This is a genomic window from Rhodococcus sp. NPDC019050 (genome assembly GCF_055664235.1).
The window spans coordinates 1-16,306 of sequence record NZ_JBVOON010000003.1; the positions used below are offsets into that span (position 1 = coordinate 1).

The window sequence follows — 16,306 nt, forward strand, 5'->3', positions numbered from 1 at the left end:
AACACCCCCCCCCCCCCCGGGCTTTCCCGGGGGCCGCGGCCCCGGGCCCCCCCCCCCCCCCCCCCGGGGGGGCGCCCCCCCCCCCCCCCCCCCCGCCCCTGAGTCGTGTCGGTGAGAGGCCCGACCGCCGAAGTAGTCCCGTTGGGTCAGCTCGCGCGCTGCAACCGCTCGAGCCGGTCGAACACCAACGTCACCGCCGTGTCGGTGTGCGCGAGCACCTCCCGCGTGCTCTGCCGGCCCGCGGCCCAGCTCACGAGGGCCGACATCCACACGTCGGCGATGATGTGCACCGCGTTGAGAACTTCCTCCGTGACCGTGTCGATGCCCGCGGCCCGGGCGAACAGGTCTGTCAGGACGTTCCCGAGGTAGTCGAGTTCGGGCGCGGACGACGCGTCGGCGAACATCGTCGCCCGTACCAGTGCGTCGTACAGCCGGGGCTTTTCCTCGAGTTGCCGGATCGACGCCCGGAACACCACCATGATGCGGTCGTGCGGCGTGTCGCCGGGAAGCTCGACCTCGGCGAACCTGCGGGCGGCCGACTCGAACTCGAGCACCAGTGCGACGACCAGCAGGTGATTCTTCGACGGGAAATAGCGATACACCGTACCGAGAGCAACACCGGACCGATCGGCAACCGCGCGCATCTGCACGGCGTCGTAGCCGCCTTCGGCAGCGAGTTCCTTCGCCGTCCCGATGATGCGCATGAAGCGGGCTCGCTGGGCGGGCCGTAGCTCCGCACCCGGCGTGGAAACAGCCCGCTGCGTCGCACGCGCAACCTCTGGGGTCCGCTCCTCCGCCATCACGTCACCTTCCGTTCTTCCACGTCGAGGATAGTTCAGAGCCGGACGGCGCCTGCACCACGAGCCCCGACGTCCTTATCTAGACAGGTGTCCGGAAACCCTTCCCTCGAGAGGTAGAACGCGTTACATTTTCCTCGTCATCCGACGAGAGGGGCCACAGTGCGCCACGGAATCACCCTGTTCACCAGCGACCGGGGAATCCGACCCGATGTTGCCGCGTCGACCGCGGAGAGCCGAGGGTTCGACAGTTTCTACGTTCCCGAACACACCCACATACCGGTGCGGCGTGAATCCGCCCACCCGGGGACCGGCGACGAAACGCTGCCCGACGACCGGTACATGCGCACCCTCGATCCCTGGGTCTCGCTCGGCCTCGCCGCCGCCGTGACGTCGACGATCAGCCTGGGCACGTCGGTCGCGCTGCCGCTCGAACACGACCCGATCACGCTCGCGAAGACGATCGCCACCCTCGACCACCTCTCGGGCGGACGCGTGATCCTCGGAGCCGGATTCGGCTGGAACGCGGAAGAACTCGCAGACCACGGCGTTCCCCCGGGCAAGCGCCGCACCGCCTTGCGGGAATACCTCGAGGCGATGCAGGCACTGTGGACCCAGGCGGAGGCATCCTACGACGGCACCTTCGTCTCCTTCGGCCCGAGTTGGGCGTGGCCCAAACCGGTCCAGCAGCCGCGGCCTCCCGTGCTCATCGGGGCGGGTGCGACCGAGCGCAACTTCGCGTGGATCGTGCGTTCTGCGGACGGCTGGATCACCACCCCCACCGAACGCGACACCGTCGAGAACGTGCACCGGCTCCACAAGATGTGGGCGGAAGCGGGCCGCACCGGAACCCCGAAGGTCGTCGCACTGGCCGGCCGGCCCGACACCGAGCAGCTGAGCCGCTGGAGCGACGCGGGCGTGGACGAGGTCATCTTCGGTCTTCCCGATCGTGCAGAGGCCGACGTCGTCTCCTATATCGACCGGCTCGCCGGCAAACTCGACCACTGATCGACGCACCAGAACGGGACCCACATTGAACACCGATTTGCATCCCCTCCAGGCCGACCGGATCGACACCTGGCACCACGAGGCCGACGTGGTGATCGCCGGATACGGCATCGCCGGTGTCTCGGCAGCCGTCGAAGCCGCTCGGGCGGGCGCCGAGGTACTGGTCCTCGAGCGCACCGGAGGCTGGGGCGGAGCCGCCTCGTTGTCCGGCGGCATCGTCTACCTCGGAGGTGGGACCGGCCTGCAGAACGCGCTCGGGTTCGAGGACACCCCCGACAACATGAAGGCCTTCATGCTCGCGGCGCTCGGGCCCGGAGCCGACGAGGCGAAGATCTCCGAGTACTGCGAGGGCAGCGTCGAGCACTACGACTGGCTCGTCGACAACGGCGTCGTCTTCAAGGAGAGCTTCTGGGGTGAGCCCGGCTGGGAGATCCCCGGCGACGACGGCCTGATGTACTCGGGCGGCGAGAACGCCGCCCCCTTCAACGAGATCGCGACCCCCGCTCCGCGCGGCCACGTCCCCCAGATGGCGGACAAGCGCACCGGCGAGAAGGGCGGCGGATTCATGCTCATGCAACCGCTGTCGCAGGTTGCCGAAAAACTCGGCGTCCGAGCCGAATACGACGTCCGCGTCCAGCGTCTCATCATCGACGAGGACGGGCGCGTCGTCGGTATCGCCGCCAAGCAGTACGGCAACGAGGTGTACGTCCGGGCCCGTCGCGGCGTCGTCCTCGCAACCGGAAGCTTCGCGTACAACAAGGAGATGGTCGCCGCTTACGCGCCCCAGCTCGCGGGACGTCCGGGTGCCGCGATCGAGGAACACGACGGTCGTGCGATCCGGATGGCGCAGGCACTCGGCGCCGACCTCGCGCACATGGACGCCACCGAGGTCGCGTTCTTCGGCGATCCCCAGTTGATGGCGCGCGGCATCCTCGTCAACGGTCGCGGCAACCGCTACGTGCCCGAAGACACCTACCCGGGGCGGATCGGGCAGTTGACCCTGCTCAAGAACGACAACCAGGCGTTCCTCGTCATCGACGAGGCCGCCTACGAAGAGGGTTGTGCTGCTACCAGTTCCACGCCTTTCTTCCGGTTCCGCCCGAAGTGGGTCGCGGAGACCGTCGAGGAACTCGAGTCCGACATGGGATTGCCGGCGGGCACGTTGCAGGCCACGGTCGAGGTGTACAACCGGCATGCAGCGACGGGCAGCGACCCCGTACTGGGCAAAAAGAGCGAGTGGTGCGTGCCGATCGGGTCACCGATCGCCGCCCTGGATCTGCGCAACTGCACCGCCGGGTTCACGCTCGGCGGGTTGCGGACGACCGTCGACTCCGAGGTTCTGCACGTCTCCGGTGAGCCGATCCCCGGCCTGTTCGCCGCGGGCCGTTGCACCTCCGGAGTATGCGCCTGGGGATATGCGAGCGGAACGTCCCTCGGCGACGGCAGTTTCTTCGGCCGGCGGGCGGGCATCTCCGCAGTTAAGGGCTGAACCGGACCGAGCGGGTCCCGGGCTCAGAACACCGAACCGGCATCGCGGCGGACGATCTCGTCCGCGCCGTACTCCGCGAGCGCGGCGATCGTCATGGACGGATTGCACGCGCCGGTCGAGCCCGGGATCTTCGCTCCGTCCACCACATACAGGCCGCGCTGCCCGAACACGCGGCCCGCTTCGTCGCACACCGATCCCATGGGCGCTCCCCCGAGCGGATGGAAGGTGTTGACGTCCACGGAATTGATGTCGACCACGAGGGCTGCCGGGCCGGCGATGCGGCGGATACGCGTTTCGATGGCCCGGGTCAGTTCACGGTCGAATGCCTGATCCCACTGCAGCACAGCGTCGTCGGTGGCGGCGTCGTACTGCCATCGTCCGAGCCCGCGCACGACCCCCAGTCCGATCACCGAGGTGGTGCCGATGTCGGCGGGCCACGGCACCGGGCCGGTGACGATCATCAGCGCACCGGCCGGATCGGAATAGTCCTTCATCCCGACGCAGGCCGGACCGCCCTGGAACTCCCCCGGACTCGACAGCGGCGTGGTCACCGAGAACACGCGGTCTCCGTTGTTGCCCCACCCCGTTCCCACCTCGTCCGGCAGGTCGGGCACGAGGTTCTTCGCGTGGGCCTTCATCAGCAACCGGGTCGTGCCGGCCGATCCCCCACCGAGGAACACCGCCTCCGAGAGGAGCCTCTTTCGTTCGAGAATCGTTCCGTCGGTGTGGATCCGGTCGACGTGCGTGATCCACGTTCCGTTCGATGCGCGCTCGATGTCGGTGACGCGATGCAGTGGCGCGACAGAGACATTGCCCGTGTTCTCGGCCGCGGCCAGGTAGGTCACGTCCACCGAGAACTTCCCACCGTTGTTCACGCCGTAGATCACGTCGCCGGTCGTGTAGGACGGTTTCAGTTCTCCGGTGAGTTCGCGCCGGGCGAAGTCCCAGTCGAGGGACATGGGTACGCGGAACGTCTCGTACCCTTCCGACGCGGCCCGGTCCAGGAACTCCCGCGACGACCTGTACCGCACATGGGCGAGCAGGTCGTCGGGGATCTCGGCGACTCGCAGCATGCGGGCCACGCGGGGAAAGTACTCCCGGTCGAGCAGACCGTAGTCGAGGCTCGGCGACACCGACGCCGCGAACCGTTCTGCGTCCGGTTGCAGCGTCATCCCGTGGTACATGAGGGAACTGCCACCGACTCCCGCACCACACAGGATGTCTATCCCGCGCCCGCGCACCCGTTCCATCAGGCCGGTGTACGGTTCCGACGGAATCGGGGGCGCACCCGTCATCACCGGCATCGGTGACAACCACGACGCCCGCCGGTCGGGGGCGAACATACGGGGGAAGGTCTCCGCGTTCGGCCCGGTGGGCCAGCGCACCCCCCGTTCGAGCACGACCGTCTGGACTCCCGCCCGCCCCAGGTGCATCGCGGTGATCGCGCCACCGAAGCCGCTCCCGATCACCACCGCACGGTGACGTTCCTCGGCGATCACCGCTCGTGCCCGCGGAGCCGCCAGCACCGTCAATGCCGCTGCGGCGGCAGCGGTCCCGAGAAAAGCGCGACGCGACAGAGCAGTATCCACATGATCTCCTGAACGAATGAGTTCGAACGTGAAGAGCGGGAAAGCCTGGCAGAGCAGAAGATCGGATGACGGGCGGGAAGATCAGACGACGGTGAGCGGGAGCGGAATCCCTCGGTCGGCGAACACGAAATCGGTGCCCGAACTGAAACGTGTCACGGCCACCTCCGCGCTTTCCTTCGCCGGCGTCTCCTCGCGCACGACACCCACAACGAGAGCATCCGGAGTGTCGGAGCGCACGCGAACGGAGAAGTGGGCGTCGACCCCGCGCACGAGTGCGTCGAGGGCACCCAGATGGTCCGAGTCGACGAGCGTCGGCCACGCACCGTCGACGTGGGCGCCGCCCCGGCGGTGGATGCGCAGGGTAAGACCGTCCTGGTCGTGCTCGATGCTGCGGTCGACGTACTGGTACGGCGAGAACACCGGATGCACGTCGAGCACGGCCGCGAGTCCGGCGAACGAGCGCGGCGCTCCCAGTGCCCGCGCGATCCGCTCCGACGCGATACCGGCGATTCCGGTGAGTTGCTTTCGGGTCAGGGCGAGGGCGGACGCCTCGTCGGTGCGTTTGCGCACACCCATCAGGAATCCGAGGGTCAGCATGTGCTGCTGCAGGCAGACCTCCTCGGCTATGCGGACCAGCGCGGACTTCGAGAAGTCCGCGAAACGCAGGTCCGACAGGAGCGGACCCGAATAGTCGTGCGCGCCACCGCCGTCGCCGTCACTGCCCTCGCCGTCACTGCCGCCACCGTCGATCGGGCTCAACTCGGTGGTCACGGCCGCGGTGCGCCCGAGCGCTTCGGTGTGGGGTTCGACCTGCGGCGGCACGTGGGACGGATCGATGGTGACGGTCCACGCGCAGTGCGGATGTCTGTCCGCCGGCACCCGCGGCGGCCGGTGGATCGGGCGGACCTGGGCGTGTGGGTTGGTGGCCAGCGCGGTCGCGTCGAACGTCGGGTCTTCGATGTCGTGGCACATGGCCATGACGTACTCGTCGCCGAGCGGTTCGACGTCCATCAAGGCGCCACAGTGATCGAGCCAGAACTCACCGTGGTCGCGGTCGTCGACGCGGTACCGGAAGTCCATGAACTGCGGTGGTGCGCCGATGTCGAGTTGCAGGCCCTTGAAGATCGTGACGACGTCGTCGCCCTCGTACCGCAACGCACGCTGCATGCGCCGGGTGTACCAGGGCGAGGCCGCCTGCCACTCCTCGATCGCGACCTGGGCCATGCCCTCGCGGCCGAAGGCCGAGATGAGGTGTGCCATACCCGAACGGTCGATGAGTTGCCCGCACAGCAGCAACTCGGGCACCAGCACGGCGAGGTCGGCGCGGGAGAGCGCAGCGAACGATCCGCCCGTGCGCGCAGTGGTCACCACAGCGGAACCGGTGACTGCCCGATCCGGTACCAGCCGGGCAGCGGTGTCTTGGCGGTGGACCGCTCGATCCGCTTGTTCATACCGTCGGACAGTTTGTTGTCGGTGATCATCTGCATGAAGAGGTGGGAGACGTTTCCGAAGTCGAAGAAGTCGCGCTGCCAGGACCATTGGAAGTTCCCGCCGTAGCGGAACCAGCTTCCCCCGATACCCTGCACCGTGTAGGGCTCGCCGCTCTCGCGCTTCTCGTCCGCCGTCTGCTTCCAGAAACCGATCACGTCACCGGAACGGTCGTCGACGACGAACTGCTGGTACGGGTACTGCCACCCCTCGAGGCCTTCCATCTCCTGCCCCAGTGCCAGGTCGCGGATCTCGTCCCGGCCCACCGCCATGAACTCCTGCTTGGGTCCATAGTTCCACCCGTAGGTGGCGTCCTCGGTGTACATCTCCGCCAACGGCTTCCAGTCGCCTTCGGCCTCGGCACGCTTGTTGGCGTCGGTCCAGCGGGCGATCATCTCGTCGAGCTCGGCACGATCGAACGTTGCCATCAGTGGGTCTCCTGGTCTCGGTCTTCGACGATGCGAAGGGCTTGGGTCGGGCAGTACTTCACGGCGGCCTCGGTATCGCTGCGCAAGTCCTCCGGCACCGGGTCCAGGAGAATCTCCACCTCGCCGTGCTTTGCCACGGCGAACACGTCCGGGGCTTCCATCGCGCACATGGCGTGGCCCTGGCAGAGATCGAGATCTGCTTCGACTTTCACGGCATCCACCCTCAGTCCCGGTTGCGGCGGCGGTACCGCACCGCGCAGGGCTGCGCGAGTTGCACCACCATCTTGGAGTGATCGTTGCGGTAGGTATCCGACGGCTGCGCCAGTTCGAATTCGTAGTCGCGCAGAAGAATCGAGAAGATGGCCTTGAGTTGCATCAGGGCGAAGGCCGCACCGACGCACCGGTGGCGGCCGGCACCGAAGGGAATCCACGTCCAGCGGTTGACGATGTCTTCCTGGTTGGGATCGATGTAGCGGCCCGGATCGAACGCGTCCGGATCGGGAAAGTCCTCCGGGATGCGGTTGGACACCGCGGGCGTGGCACCCACGAGATCGCCCTTCCGGATCCGGTATCCGGCGACTTCGAAGTCGTCACACGCGACACGCAGCAGCAGGATCAGTGGAGGATGCAGCCGCAACGTCTCCTTGAGCACCGCTTCGAGCACCGGAATCTGGCGGAGCGCATGGAAACTCACATCCGCGCCGTCGGCATAGAGCGTGTCGAGTTCGTCCGTCACCTGTTGCAGGTATCCGGGATTGCGCAGCAACTCGATCAGGGCCCACGCGGCAGTACCCGACGTGGTGTGGTGGCCGGCGAACATCATCGAGATGAAGATGCCGGTGATCTCGTCGGCGCTGAACCGTTCGGTTCCGTCCTCGTTCTTGATCGACACGAGGACATCGAGCATGTCGCGGTCCTCTTTGTCCTTCGGCGGATTCGCGATGCGACCGGTCATGATGTCCTGCACCAGTGCGACGAGACCGCGCCGCGCTTCGTCGCGTCGCCGGAAACTCTCGATCGGCGCATACGGATCGACGAATGCGATTGCGTCGGTGCCTTTTTCGAGGTCGTGATAGAGCTGGGCGAATCGGCCGTCGAGCTGGTCGCGGAATTTCTTGCCGATCAGGCACGCAGACGAGGTGTAGATGGTCAGCTCCGCGAAGAACTCGAGCAGGTCGATCTCGCCCTCGTCGCCCCAGTGGGCGATCATGTCCTGCACTTCCCGGTCGATCGTCGCGGCGTGCCCCTTCATCTGTTCGCCGCGCAGTGCCGAGTTGTGCAGCATTTCCTTGCGCCGCTCGGGGCTCGCGTCGAACACGACGCCTTCGCCGAAGACCGGCGTCATGAACGGATAGGCGGCCTGCTGGTCGAGTTCCTCGTCCGCGGCCCGGAAGAAGAACTCGTTGGCCTCGGCGCCGGAGAGCAGCACGACCTTCTTGTCGGCGAGTTGGAAGACGCCCACGTTTCCGCATTCGTCCCGGACGCGTCGCATGAGCGCGATCGGGTCGGTGCGCAACTCTTCGAGGTGGCCGTGCTCGTGCTCGCCACCGGACACCCGCCTGGGTTCGACGATCGTGGTCATCAGGAATCCTTCTTCAGTGGGGCCTCGGGTTGTACCTCGATCAGCACGATGTGGGCACCTCGCGGGGCGGAGACGACAGCCACGGTCGCATCCGCGATGTCCGACGGCCGGAGGAAGTAGGGGTGGCGCGCGAGTCCCCACTTCTCCCAGTCCGCGAGCAGCGGTTCGAGGATCTCGGCGGGCGCGCTCATGCCCGCCGCGGTCTGTGTGGGCCCGGGACGCACGACCGACGCACGCACTCCGGTGCCCTCGAGTTCCATGCGCATCTCCCGCGCCAGGGCTTCCAGACCGGTCTTGGCCGCGACGTACGCGCCCATCCAGGGGCGTGCCACGTCGGCGCAGTCGGACCCGATCACGACGAAATCGCCGCGCCGGCGTTCGATCATTCCGGGAAGCACCCGGTGGGCGAGTCGCTGCGTGCCCATGAGGTGCACGCTGACCTGGAACGCGAAACGGTCGGGATCCATCTCGTGGGCGAGGGAGAAATCCATGTCGCCGGCACCTGAGACGACGATCTCGGTCGGGCCGAGCGCATCCTCGGCGGCAGCGACGAATTCGTCGACCGACTCGGTCGACGACACATCGAGGTGATGAGCGAACGCTTCACCTCCCTCTGCGCGGATCTTCCCGGCGACCGCCTCGCATTCGTCGACGCGGCGGGCGCCGAGCGCGACCGGGTGTCCGAGTTCGGCGAGGGCGTAGGCGGTGGCGGTGCCGATGCCGGACGACGCGCCGGTCACGATCGCCGGGCGCCGGTCGGGGTGTGGTTCGAATCTAGGCATGTCGATCGGTGACCTTCATGGGCAGGGCCGCGAAGCCTCGGACGTTGGTGGAATGCACCCGTTCGCAGCGGTCGACGTCGACCTCGTAGTCGGCGACGCGGCGGGCGAACTGTTCGAGCGCGATGTTCGCTTCGAGACGCGCGAGGTGGGCTCCGAGGCAGAAGTGCACTCCCCCACCGAAGCTCGCGATCTTCTGGGAACTGTTGCGACCGATGCGGAAGGCGTCGGCATCCTCGAACACCTCCGAGTCGCGGTTGGCGGACCCGATGAGCAGCAGTACCTTGTCGCCGGCGGCGATGGTGGAACCGTGCATCTCGATATCCTCAGCGGCAGTGCGCGCGACGAGTTGACTCGAGGTGTCGTACCGCAGCGTCTCCTCGACCCATTCCGGTGAGCGAGAAGGGTCGGACAACACTTGTCGCACTTCGGTTTTGTTGCCGGCGCCCCAGAACATGGCGTTGCCGAGCAACTTCGTCGTCGTCTCGTTGCCCGCGACCACCATGAGGAACATGAATCCGATGATTTCGTCGTCGGACAACCTGTCGCCGTCGATTTCCGCACCGAGCAGAGCCGAGGTGAGATCCGATGTCTCCTTCGCGCGCCGCTCGGCGATCATGTCGGCGTAGTAGCCGACGAGGTTCAGCGAGGCTTCCATCGCGCCGACCGGCACGTCGAGAACACCTTCTTCGCGGTGCACGACAAGGTCGGCGAGCCTGCGGATTTCCGCGCGGTCGGCTTTGGGAACGCCCATCAGTTCGGAGATCACGTCCATGGGCAGCTTGCCGGCGACCTCCGAGATCCAGTCGAACTCCCCTGCCTCCAAAGCGGGTTCGAGATACTCGAGTGTGAGTTCCAGGATCCGGCCCTCGAGATCTGCGACGCGGCGCGGGGTGAAACCTTTGGACACCAACTGGCGCATGCGCATGTGCCGCGGGTCGTCCATCGCGAGGAAGGACATGACCTTGTGCGCGTTGGGCCCGTATGCGGACGGATCGAGGGAGACCCCGTTGGCACTCGACAGCCGGGTCCCGTCACGAAACGCCGCCACCACGTCGGCGTGACGTGACAGCGCCCAGAACTCGAGTTCTGGGTTGTAGTACAGCGGCGCTTCCTCGCGCAGTCGGCGATAGGTGGGGTACGGGTCCTCGTGGAACGAGTAGTCGTACGGATTGAACGTCGGCGGGTCGAGCGATGAGGACTCCAGGGAGGCCTGAATCATGGGTCACTCCAGTAACAGTCGGGCTGAGACTTCCAACCTGTCGGCGAGCTTTTCGTATGTTCCGTATCCCATACCGGCGCGCACGAGGGCACCGGCGTAGAGCAGTTCGAGGGCTTCGAGTTCGTCGGGGTCGGCGTCCTGTCCGAGCGCGGCGGAGAGCCGCTCTCGAATGTCGAGCCCGATGCGTCCGCGCAGATGCTTCACGTCCGGATCCTGACCGAGAAGCGCACTCGTGACGGCTGCCGCGAGTTCCGGTTCATCGGACATGAGCAGCGCGATCCCCCGGAGCACTGCCACCACACGGTCGGCGCGGTTCGCCTCGCCCGGTGAGGTCTCGACCGCAGGCTCGGTGGCCAGTCGCCGCCAGAACACCTCGGCGACGAGGTGTTCCTTGGACGAGAAGTACGTGTACGCCGTTGCCGGTGCGACGCCCGCGCGCGACGCGACCATCCGGACTGTCAGTCCCGCGAATCCCTCTTCGCGCAACACCTCGACCGCGGCCTGCGTGAGCCGCTGTACGGTGTCCGCCTGCCTCTCGGTCAGACGGCGGCGAGTCGATTCGAGATTCACATTTCTGGACACGTGTCTGGACATTACTACGGCAATGCTCGTGCGGCAATGCCGGCGACCGGCGGCGAGCACCGAATTCTTCACCCGCGCGGGTGGATCCGGACGGGCATCGCCTTGACCCCGTTGATGAAGTTGGACCTCAGCCGGCGGACGGGACCGGCGGGTTCGATGCGGTCGACGCGCGAGGCCAGCGTCTCGAACATCACGCGCAGTTCGAGACGTGCGAGATGCGCTCCGACACAGAAGTGCACACCGCTCCCACCGAACGCGACGTGCGGGTTGTGTTCACGCCCGATGTCGAAGACCTGGGGGTTCTCGAAGACGTCCTCGTCCCGATTCGCGCTCGGGTAGTAGACGACCAGTTTGTCGCCGCGGTCGACAGCCTGGTCTCCGACCGACGCCGGACAGGTCGGGGTACGGCGGAAGCCCACCACCGGACTGACCCAGCGCAATATCTCCTCCACCGCGCTGCCGATCAGTTCCGGCCGCTCCTGGAGCCGCCGCCACTGCTCCGGATGTTCCATGAACGCCTGCATACCGCCCGAGATCGCGTTGCGCGTCGTCTCGTTGCCCGCGATCACGAGCAGCACGAAGAACATGTCGAATTCGACTTCCGACAGGGTGTCGCCGTTCTCGTCGGGACGAACCAGTTTGGAGACGATGTCGTCTCGCGGTTCGGCCCGTCTCCTCGCCGCGATCTCGTTGGCATACAGGAACACCTCCGCAGCAGCGAGTTCCCCGTCCTCCTGTGAGCTGCCGTATTCCGGGTCGTCCCAGCCGATCATCCGGTTCGACCAGTCGTACAGCCTGCCGACGTCCTCGGCCGGCGCACCGAGCAACTCGGCGATCACCTCGAGGGGCAGGGGCGCGGCCACGAGCGGCACGAAATCGACGACCGCGCCGTCGCGTCCGGCATCGATCGCCTCGTCGACGATCCGGGCGCACACCTCGCGAATGTGTGCCTCGAGCGTCTTGACCATGCGAGGGGTGAACCCGCGGCTGACCAACTGGCGCAGCCGAGTGTGGTCCGGAGGATCGAGATTGATGAGCATCGCGGCCTGTTTGAGCCGCGTCTCGTCGTCGAAGTCGTCGATCTGGGTGGTGCCCAGGGCCGACGAGAAGGTCGCGCTGTCGCGGGAGACGGCGACGACGTCGGCGTGCTTGGTGACCGCCCAGAAACCGGCGCCACCGTCCTCTGCCTGGCGAGGCACCGGACACTCACGGCGGAGCTGGGAGAAATATGCGTGCGGAACCCCCTCGAGATAGAGATCGGGGTTCTTGAGATCGATGCGGGAGGTGGTCATGCCGTCACCCTCGTCGTGAATATACGAATATGTGTGGCCTTCAAACTACAGATATTCGTTTGATGCGGAAGCCCCTTAGAATAACTTCATGGCACGTGACAATTCCCGGCCCGTCCGGCGACGCACCCTCACGCGGGAGAAGGTCATCGAGGCTGCGCTCGGGATCGTCGAGGACTCCGGTTGGGAGCAGCTCACGATGAGCACGCTGTCGAGCAGCCTGGGGATCGCCGCCGCGTCGCTGTACAACCACGTTCGCAACCTCGACGACGTCCGCTCCGCGATCCAGGTGCGGGCGATGACGGATCTGGGCCTGCATCTCCGCGAGGTGGCGATGGGCCGCAGCGGGATCGACGGGCTGCGTGCCCTGATCGACGCCCACCGGGCCTGGGCCGTCGAGCACCCACGCCTGTACCGGGCGCTCACGGCGGCGCCGGTCGACCGCGACGCGCTCGTCGGCGCTGCCCTCGACGCGAATGTCGCCCTGCGGACGATGCTGTCCTCGTGCGGGGTGCCGGACAACGAATCGCTCGAGGTCGCCATCAGCATGTTCGCGGCGTTGCACGGGTTCGCGACACTCGAGGGCAGCGGATTTCTCGGCAGCGAACTCGATCTCGACCAGATCTACGAGACGGTCGTGCACGGTGTCCTGGCGAGCGTTCCCGTCGGAGATGCACGCGCGCGAGGAACCGAGCCGGTATAACTGGATCAGTCGTCGTCAGATGGAGGATTCCATGCCTGCCATCCGCTCCCTGGGGGATCTGGTCTCGCCGCTCGGCAGCACGATCAACGCGGCGAACGTGATCATGCAGTTGGCTCTCCCGAGTGTCGGGCAGGGCGTCGTCCACAGCACCGTGGACTCCGGCCGAGCCGACCTGCACCCGATCAAACGCGCCCGGACCACCGGCGCCTACCTTGCGGTCGCGGCCTTCGGCAACGACGACGACCGTGCCTTCGTTCGAGAATCCGTGCGGCGCATCCACGCTCACGTGGTGTCCGTCCCGGGCGCCCCGGTGGCCTACAGTGCCAACTCGCCCGCGCTCCAGTTGTGGGTCGCTGTGTGCCTGCTGAAGTACTTCGTCGACCAGCACGAACTGCTGCACGGACCGCTGGGCGACGACGAGTTCCGGCACGTGCTCCACGACGGAGCGACGCTCGGCACCACATTGAACGTCCGCCCCGAGTCCTGGCCCACCACCCGTGCGGAGTACGACGATCTCTGGCAGGCGGGCGTCGAGAGCATCTCCATGAACGACGAGGTGCGCACCTACCTCACCCACCTCGCCGAACTCAGCTTCCTCGAAATCCGGCTCGGGAAGATCGGCCGCCTGATCCACCGTGTGTTCGGCCGGTCGTTCGAGTTGGTCACCCGCGGAGCGCTGCCCCCGGAGTTCCGGGAGATCATGCACTACGAGTGGACCGCCACCGATCAGCGCAGGTTCGACCGCTACCTGGGCAACCTCCGCAGGGTGCACCGCCTCACCCCGGGACTGTGGGGACTGCCGTGGCGGATGTATCTGGTGGACATGCGGGTGCGGCGCCGGCTCGGCCTGCGCGTCTTCTGAACGTTCCTCGCGATCACCGCACCGGAGCACACCGGACGAACCCGGCGATCTCCTCGGGTGTCCACGGCGGCGCCGCGTCGTGGTCCCGCCAGGCGAGCAGGTCGGGTGTCTGCTTGCCGAACCGGCCGACGAAACACCCCGAACCCGCGAAAACCCCGCCGGTATCCGGCGACAACCCACTCGCAAGATAGACGTAGAGCGGCGCGACGTACTCCGGCGGAGCGGGATTGCGCGACGCCTCGTACGACACGTCGTCGAGCAGACCGCGGTCGTGTAGGCGCGTGAGCTGCCGCTCGTAGTCGCCACCCGTTGACAGGCGCGTACGCGCTCCCGGGCACACCACGTTGGCGCGCACGCCGTGTTCGCGCAGTTCCGCCGCGACCGCCATGGTCAAGCTGTTCACGGCACCCTTGCCCGCGGGATATCCCGTCCCGCCGTAGTCACCCAGAAATGCGAACGAACTCGTGTTGACGATCGCTCCGCGGCCGTGCTCGACGAAGTACGGCGCGAGGACGCGGCAGGTACGGAAAGTGCCCGTCAGGTGGGCGTCGATCAGGTCGTGCCACTGCCCGTCGTCGATGTCGAGAATGGACGACCCGGCGGGCTCGGCCGTGCCGGCGCAGTTGACGAGCGCTGCCACCGAACCGAATTCCGCGAGCGCGGTCTCGAGCAAGCGCTCCGCGACTCCCGGCGCGGCGGCCGAGCCTGCGACACCGACAGCCCGCGCACCTGCCGCGACCATCTCGGCGACCGTCGTCTCCACCGCCCCGGGATCACGGCCGTTGACCACCACACCGGCGCCCAGCGCGGCGAACGCGCGGGCGACCGCCCGGCCGATGTCCCGACTCGAACCGGTCACGATCACGCCCCTGCCCGACAACCCGGTCGAATCAGGCTCTCCCATAACGTTCCCCGTTCGGCCATTGCGTCGTACATCTGCCCGAACTATAGTCCAGACACCTGTCCAGAACAGAGGGATCGTCTGATGACACTTCGCCCCACCGACAGCTCCACACTCCTGATCGACGGCAAGCTCGTACCCGGCAGCGGGGGCACCTTCGAGGTGTTCGACCCGAGTACCGAAGAACTGCTGGGTCACGCGGCAGACGCCACCGCCGACGACATGGACACCGCGATCGAGGCCGCCCGCCGGGCGTTCGACGACACCGACTGGTCGCGTGATCACGCGCTGCGCGCCCGGTGCCTGCGCCAGTTGCGCGACGCGCTGCGCGGACACATCGAGGAACTCCGCGACATCACCATCGCCGAGGTGGGTGCTCCCCGATTCCTCACGTCGGCCGCGCATCTCGAAGGGCCGATCGACGATCTGCTCTACTTCGCGGACCTCGCCGAGAACTACTCGTGGAAGCAGGATCTGGGCAACGCGGAACCGATGGGCATCCCCACGCATCGCTATCTGCTGAAAGAAGCCATCGGTGTCGTCGGCGCGATCACGCCGTGGAACTTCCCGCACCAGATCAACTTCGCGAAGATCGGGCCTGCACTCGCGGCCGGCAACACCGTCGTCCTCAAACCCGCCCCCGACACCCCGTGGTGCGCGGCGCTCGTCGGAAAGGTTCTCGCGGAAGAGACCGATTTTCCGCCGGGAGTGCTCAACATCGTCACGTCGAGCGACCACGGCCTCGGTGCGCAGCTCGCCGAAGACCCGCGCGTGGACCTGATCTCGTTCACCGGATCCACCGCGACCGGCCGATCCGTCATGCGGGCCGCATCCGAAACCCTCAAGAAGGTCTTCCTCGAACTCGGTGGCAAATCCGCCTTCCTCGTGCTCGACGACGCGGATCTGCGCAGCGCATGTTCCATGGCCGCGTTCACCGTGTCCACCCACGCGGGCCAAGGTTGCGCCATCACCACCCGGCTCGTGGTTCCCCGCGACAAGTACGACGAGGCTGTGGCCACCACGGCGAAGACGATGCGCAACCTGCGGCCGGGCGATCCACGCGACCCCGGCACCGTCTGCGGGCCCCTGATCTCCGAGCGCCAGCGTGCGCGTGTCGAGGGCTACCTCCGGCTTGCCGTCGAAGAAGGCGGCACCATCGTGGTCGGCGGTGGACGACCGGCCGAACACGAGCGCGGCTTCTTCGTCGAACCCACCCTGATCTCCGGTCTGGACAACGGATCCCGAACCGCGCAGGAGGAGATCTTCGGTCCCGTGCTCGTCGTGATCCCGCACGACGGTGACGACGACGCGGTGCGCATCGCCAACGATTCGCCCTACGGCCTCTCCGGTGCGGTGTACGGCACCGATCCCGACCGCATCGCCCGGGTCGTCGCGGGGGTGCGCACGGGAACCCTCGGCGTCAACGGCGGCATCTGGTACGCGGCGGATGCACCGTTCGGCGGGTACAAGCAGTCCGGAATCGGCCGGGAGATGGGCGTCGCCGGCTTCGAGGAATACCTGGAAACCAAGCTGGTCGCGGAGCCCGCGAGCTGATCGCCGCACCCATAGAATCGAAAGGATCCACAG

16 protein-coding genes are annotated in these 16,306 nt (G+C 66.9%); 5 read left to right on the forward strand and 11 right to left on the reverse strand.

The window, feature by feature from the left end:
* Positions 1–146: 146 nt before the first annotated feature.
* Positions 147–800 (reverse strand): TetR family transcriptional regulator, encoded by a 654-nt coding sequence (locus AC0B44_RS04585; RefSeq protein WP_471901754.1) that lies wholly within the window; start codon positions 798–800, stop codon positions 147–149.
* Positions 801–959: 159 nt separating this feature from the next.
* Here AC0B44_RS04585 and AC0B44_RS04590 point away from each other — a divergent pair, with 159 nt between their 5' ends.
* Together AC0B44_RS04590 and AC0B44_RS04595 are read left to right on the forward strand one after the other, a co-directional pair.
* Positions 960–1,805 carry an LLM class F420-dependent oxidoreductase gene (locus AC0B44_RS04590; RefSeq protein WP_471901755.1) on the forward strand — a complete coding sequence of 282 codons (846 nt, stop codon included), beginning with the start codon at positions 960–962 and terminating at the stop codon, positions 1,803–1,805.
* A 25-nt stretch (positions 1,806–1,830) separates the two neighbouring features.
* Complete coding sequence (locus AC0B44_RS04595) at positions 1,831–3,294, forward strand: FAD-dependent oxidoreductase (RefSeq protein WP_471901756.1); 1,464 nt, start codon at positions 1,831–1,833, stop codon at positions 3,292–3,294.
* A gap of 23 nt (positions 3,295–3,317) precedes the next feature.
* Here AC0B44_RS04595 and AC0B44_RS04600 read toward each other — a convergent pair whose 3' ends face one another.
* From AC0B44_RS04600 to AC0B44_RS04640, 9 genes are all read right to left on the reverse strand, one after another.
* Positions 3,318–4,883, reverse strand: a complete 1,566-nt coding sequence (locus tag AC0B44_RS04600) for a GMC oxidoreductase (RefSeq protein WP_471901757.1) — start codon at positions 4,881–4,883, stop codon at positions 3,318–3,320.
* Between the two features lie 81 nt (positions 4,884–4,964).
* Complete coding sequence (locus AC0B44_RS04605) at positions 4,965–6,254, reverse strand: hypothetical protein (RefSeq protein ID WP_471901758.1); 1,290 nt, start codon at positions 6,252–6,254, stop codon at positions 4,965–4,967.
* On the reverse strand, positions 6,248–6,799 hold the full coding sequence (locus AC0B44_RS04610; protein ID WP_471901759.1) for a Cif family virulence factor: 552 nt from the start codon (positions 6,797–6,799) through the stop codon (positions 6,248–6,250). The genes AC0B44_RS04605 and AC0B44_RS04610 overlap by 7 nt, the downstream gene beginning before the upstream one ends.
* On the reverse strand, positions 6,799–7,011 hold the full coding sequence (locus AC0B44_RS04615; RefSeq protein ID WP_471901760.1) for a ferredoxin: 213 nt from the start codon (positions 7,009–7,011) through the stop codon (positions 6,799–6,801). Before AC0B44_RS04615 ends, AC0B44_RS04610 begins: the two co-directional genes overlap by 1 nt.
* 11 nt (positions 7,012–7,022) lie before the next feature.
* Positions 7,023–8,381, reverse strand: a complete 1,359-nt coding sequence (locus AC0B44_RS04620; RefSeq protein ID WP_471901761.1) for a cytochrome P450 — start codon at positions 8,379–8,381, stop codon at positions 7,023–7,025.
* Complete coding sequence (locus tag AC0B44_RS04625; protein WP_471901762.1) at positions 8,381–9,163, reverse strand: SDR family oxidoreductase; 783 nt, start codon at positions 9,161–9,163, stop codon at positions 8,381–8,383. Before AC0B44_RS04625 ends, AC0B44_RS04620 begins: the two co-directional genes overlap by 1 nt.
* The gene (locus AC0B44_RS04630) at positions 9,156–10,382 is read right to left on the reverse strand and encodes a cytochrome P450 (RefSeq protein WP_471901763.1); all 1,227 of its coding nucleotides are present in this window, start codon (positions 10,380–10,382) and stop codon (positions 9,156–9,158) included. The genes AC0B44_RS04625 and AC0B44_RS04630 overlap by 8 nt, the downstream gene beginning before the upstream one ends.
* 3 nt (positions 10,383–10,385) lie before the next feature.
* Positions 10,386–10,952, reverse strand: coding sequence for a TetR/AcrR family transcriptional regulator (locus AC0B44_RS04635; RefSeq protein ID WP_471902056.1), 567 nt, complete (start codon positions 10,950–10,952; stop codon positions 10,386–10,388).
* Between the two features lie 80 nt (positions 10,953–11,032).
* Positions 11,033–12,256 carry a cytochrome P450 gene (locus AC0B44_RS04640; protein WP_471901764.1) on the reverse strand — a complete coding sequence of 408 codons (1,224 nt, stop codon included), beginning with the start codon at positions 12,254–12,256 and terminating at the stop codon, positions 11,033–11,035.
* 88 nt (positions 12,257–12,344) lie between these two features.
* Between AC0B44_RS04640 and AC0B44_RS04645 the strand changes: the two genes are divergently transcribed.
* Both AC0B44_RS04645 and AC0B44_RS04650 read left to right on the forward strand, forming a co-directional pair.
* Entirely contained in the window at positions 12,345–12,956 is a 612-nt protein-coding gene (locus AC0B44_RS04645) for a TetR/AcrR family transcriptional regulator (RefSeq protein ID WP_471901765.1), read from the forward strand.
* Between the two features lie 31 nt (positions 12,957–12,987).
* Complete coding sequence (locus AC0B44_RS04650; protein WP_471901766.1) at positions 12,988–13,818, forward strand: oxygenase MpaB family protein; 831 nt, start codon at positions 12,988–12,990, stop codon at positions 13,816–13,818.
* Between the two features lie 13 nt (positions 13,819–13,831).
* Here AC0B44_RS04650 and AC0B44_RS04655 read toward each other — a convergent pair whose 3' ends face one another.
* Positions 13,832–14,722 (reverse strand): SDR family NAD(P)-dependent oxidoreductase, encoded by an 891-nt coding sequence (locus AC0B44_RS04655; protein WP_471901767.1) that lies wholly within the window; start codon positions 14,720–14,722, stop codon positions 13,832–13,834.
* Positions 14,723–14,803: 81 nt separating this feature from the next.
* Here AC0B44_RS04655 and AC0B44_RS04660 point away from each other — a divergent pair, with 81 nt between their 5' ends.
* The gene (locus AC0B44_RS04660) at positions 14,804–16,273 is read left to right on the forward strand and encodes an aldehyde dehydrogenase (protein WP_471901768.1); all 1,470 of its coding nucleotides are present in this window, start codon (positions 14,804–14,806) and stop codon (positions 16,271–16,273) included.
* Positions 16,274–16,306 lie beyond the last annotated feature (33 nt).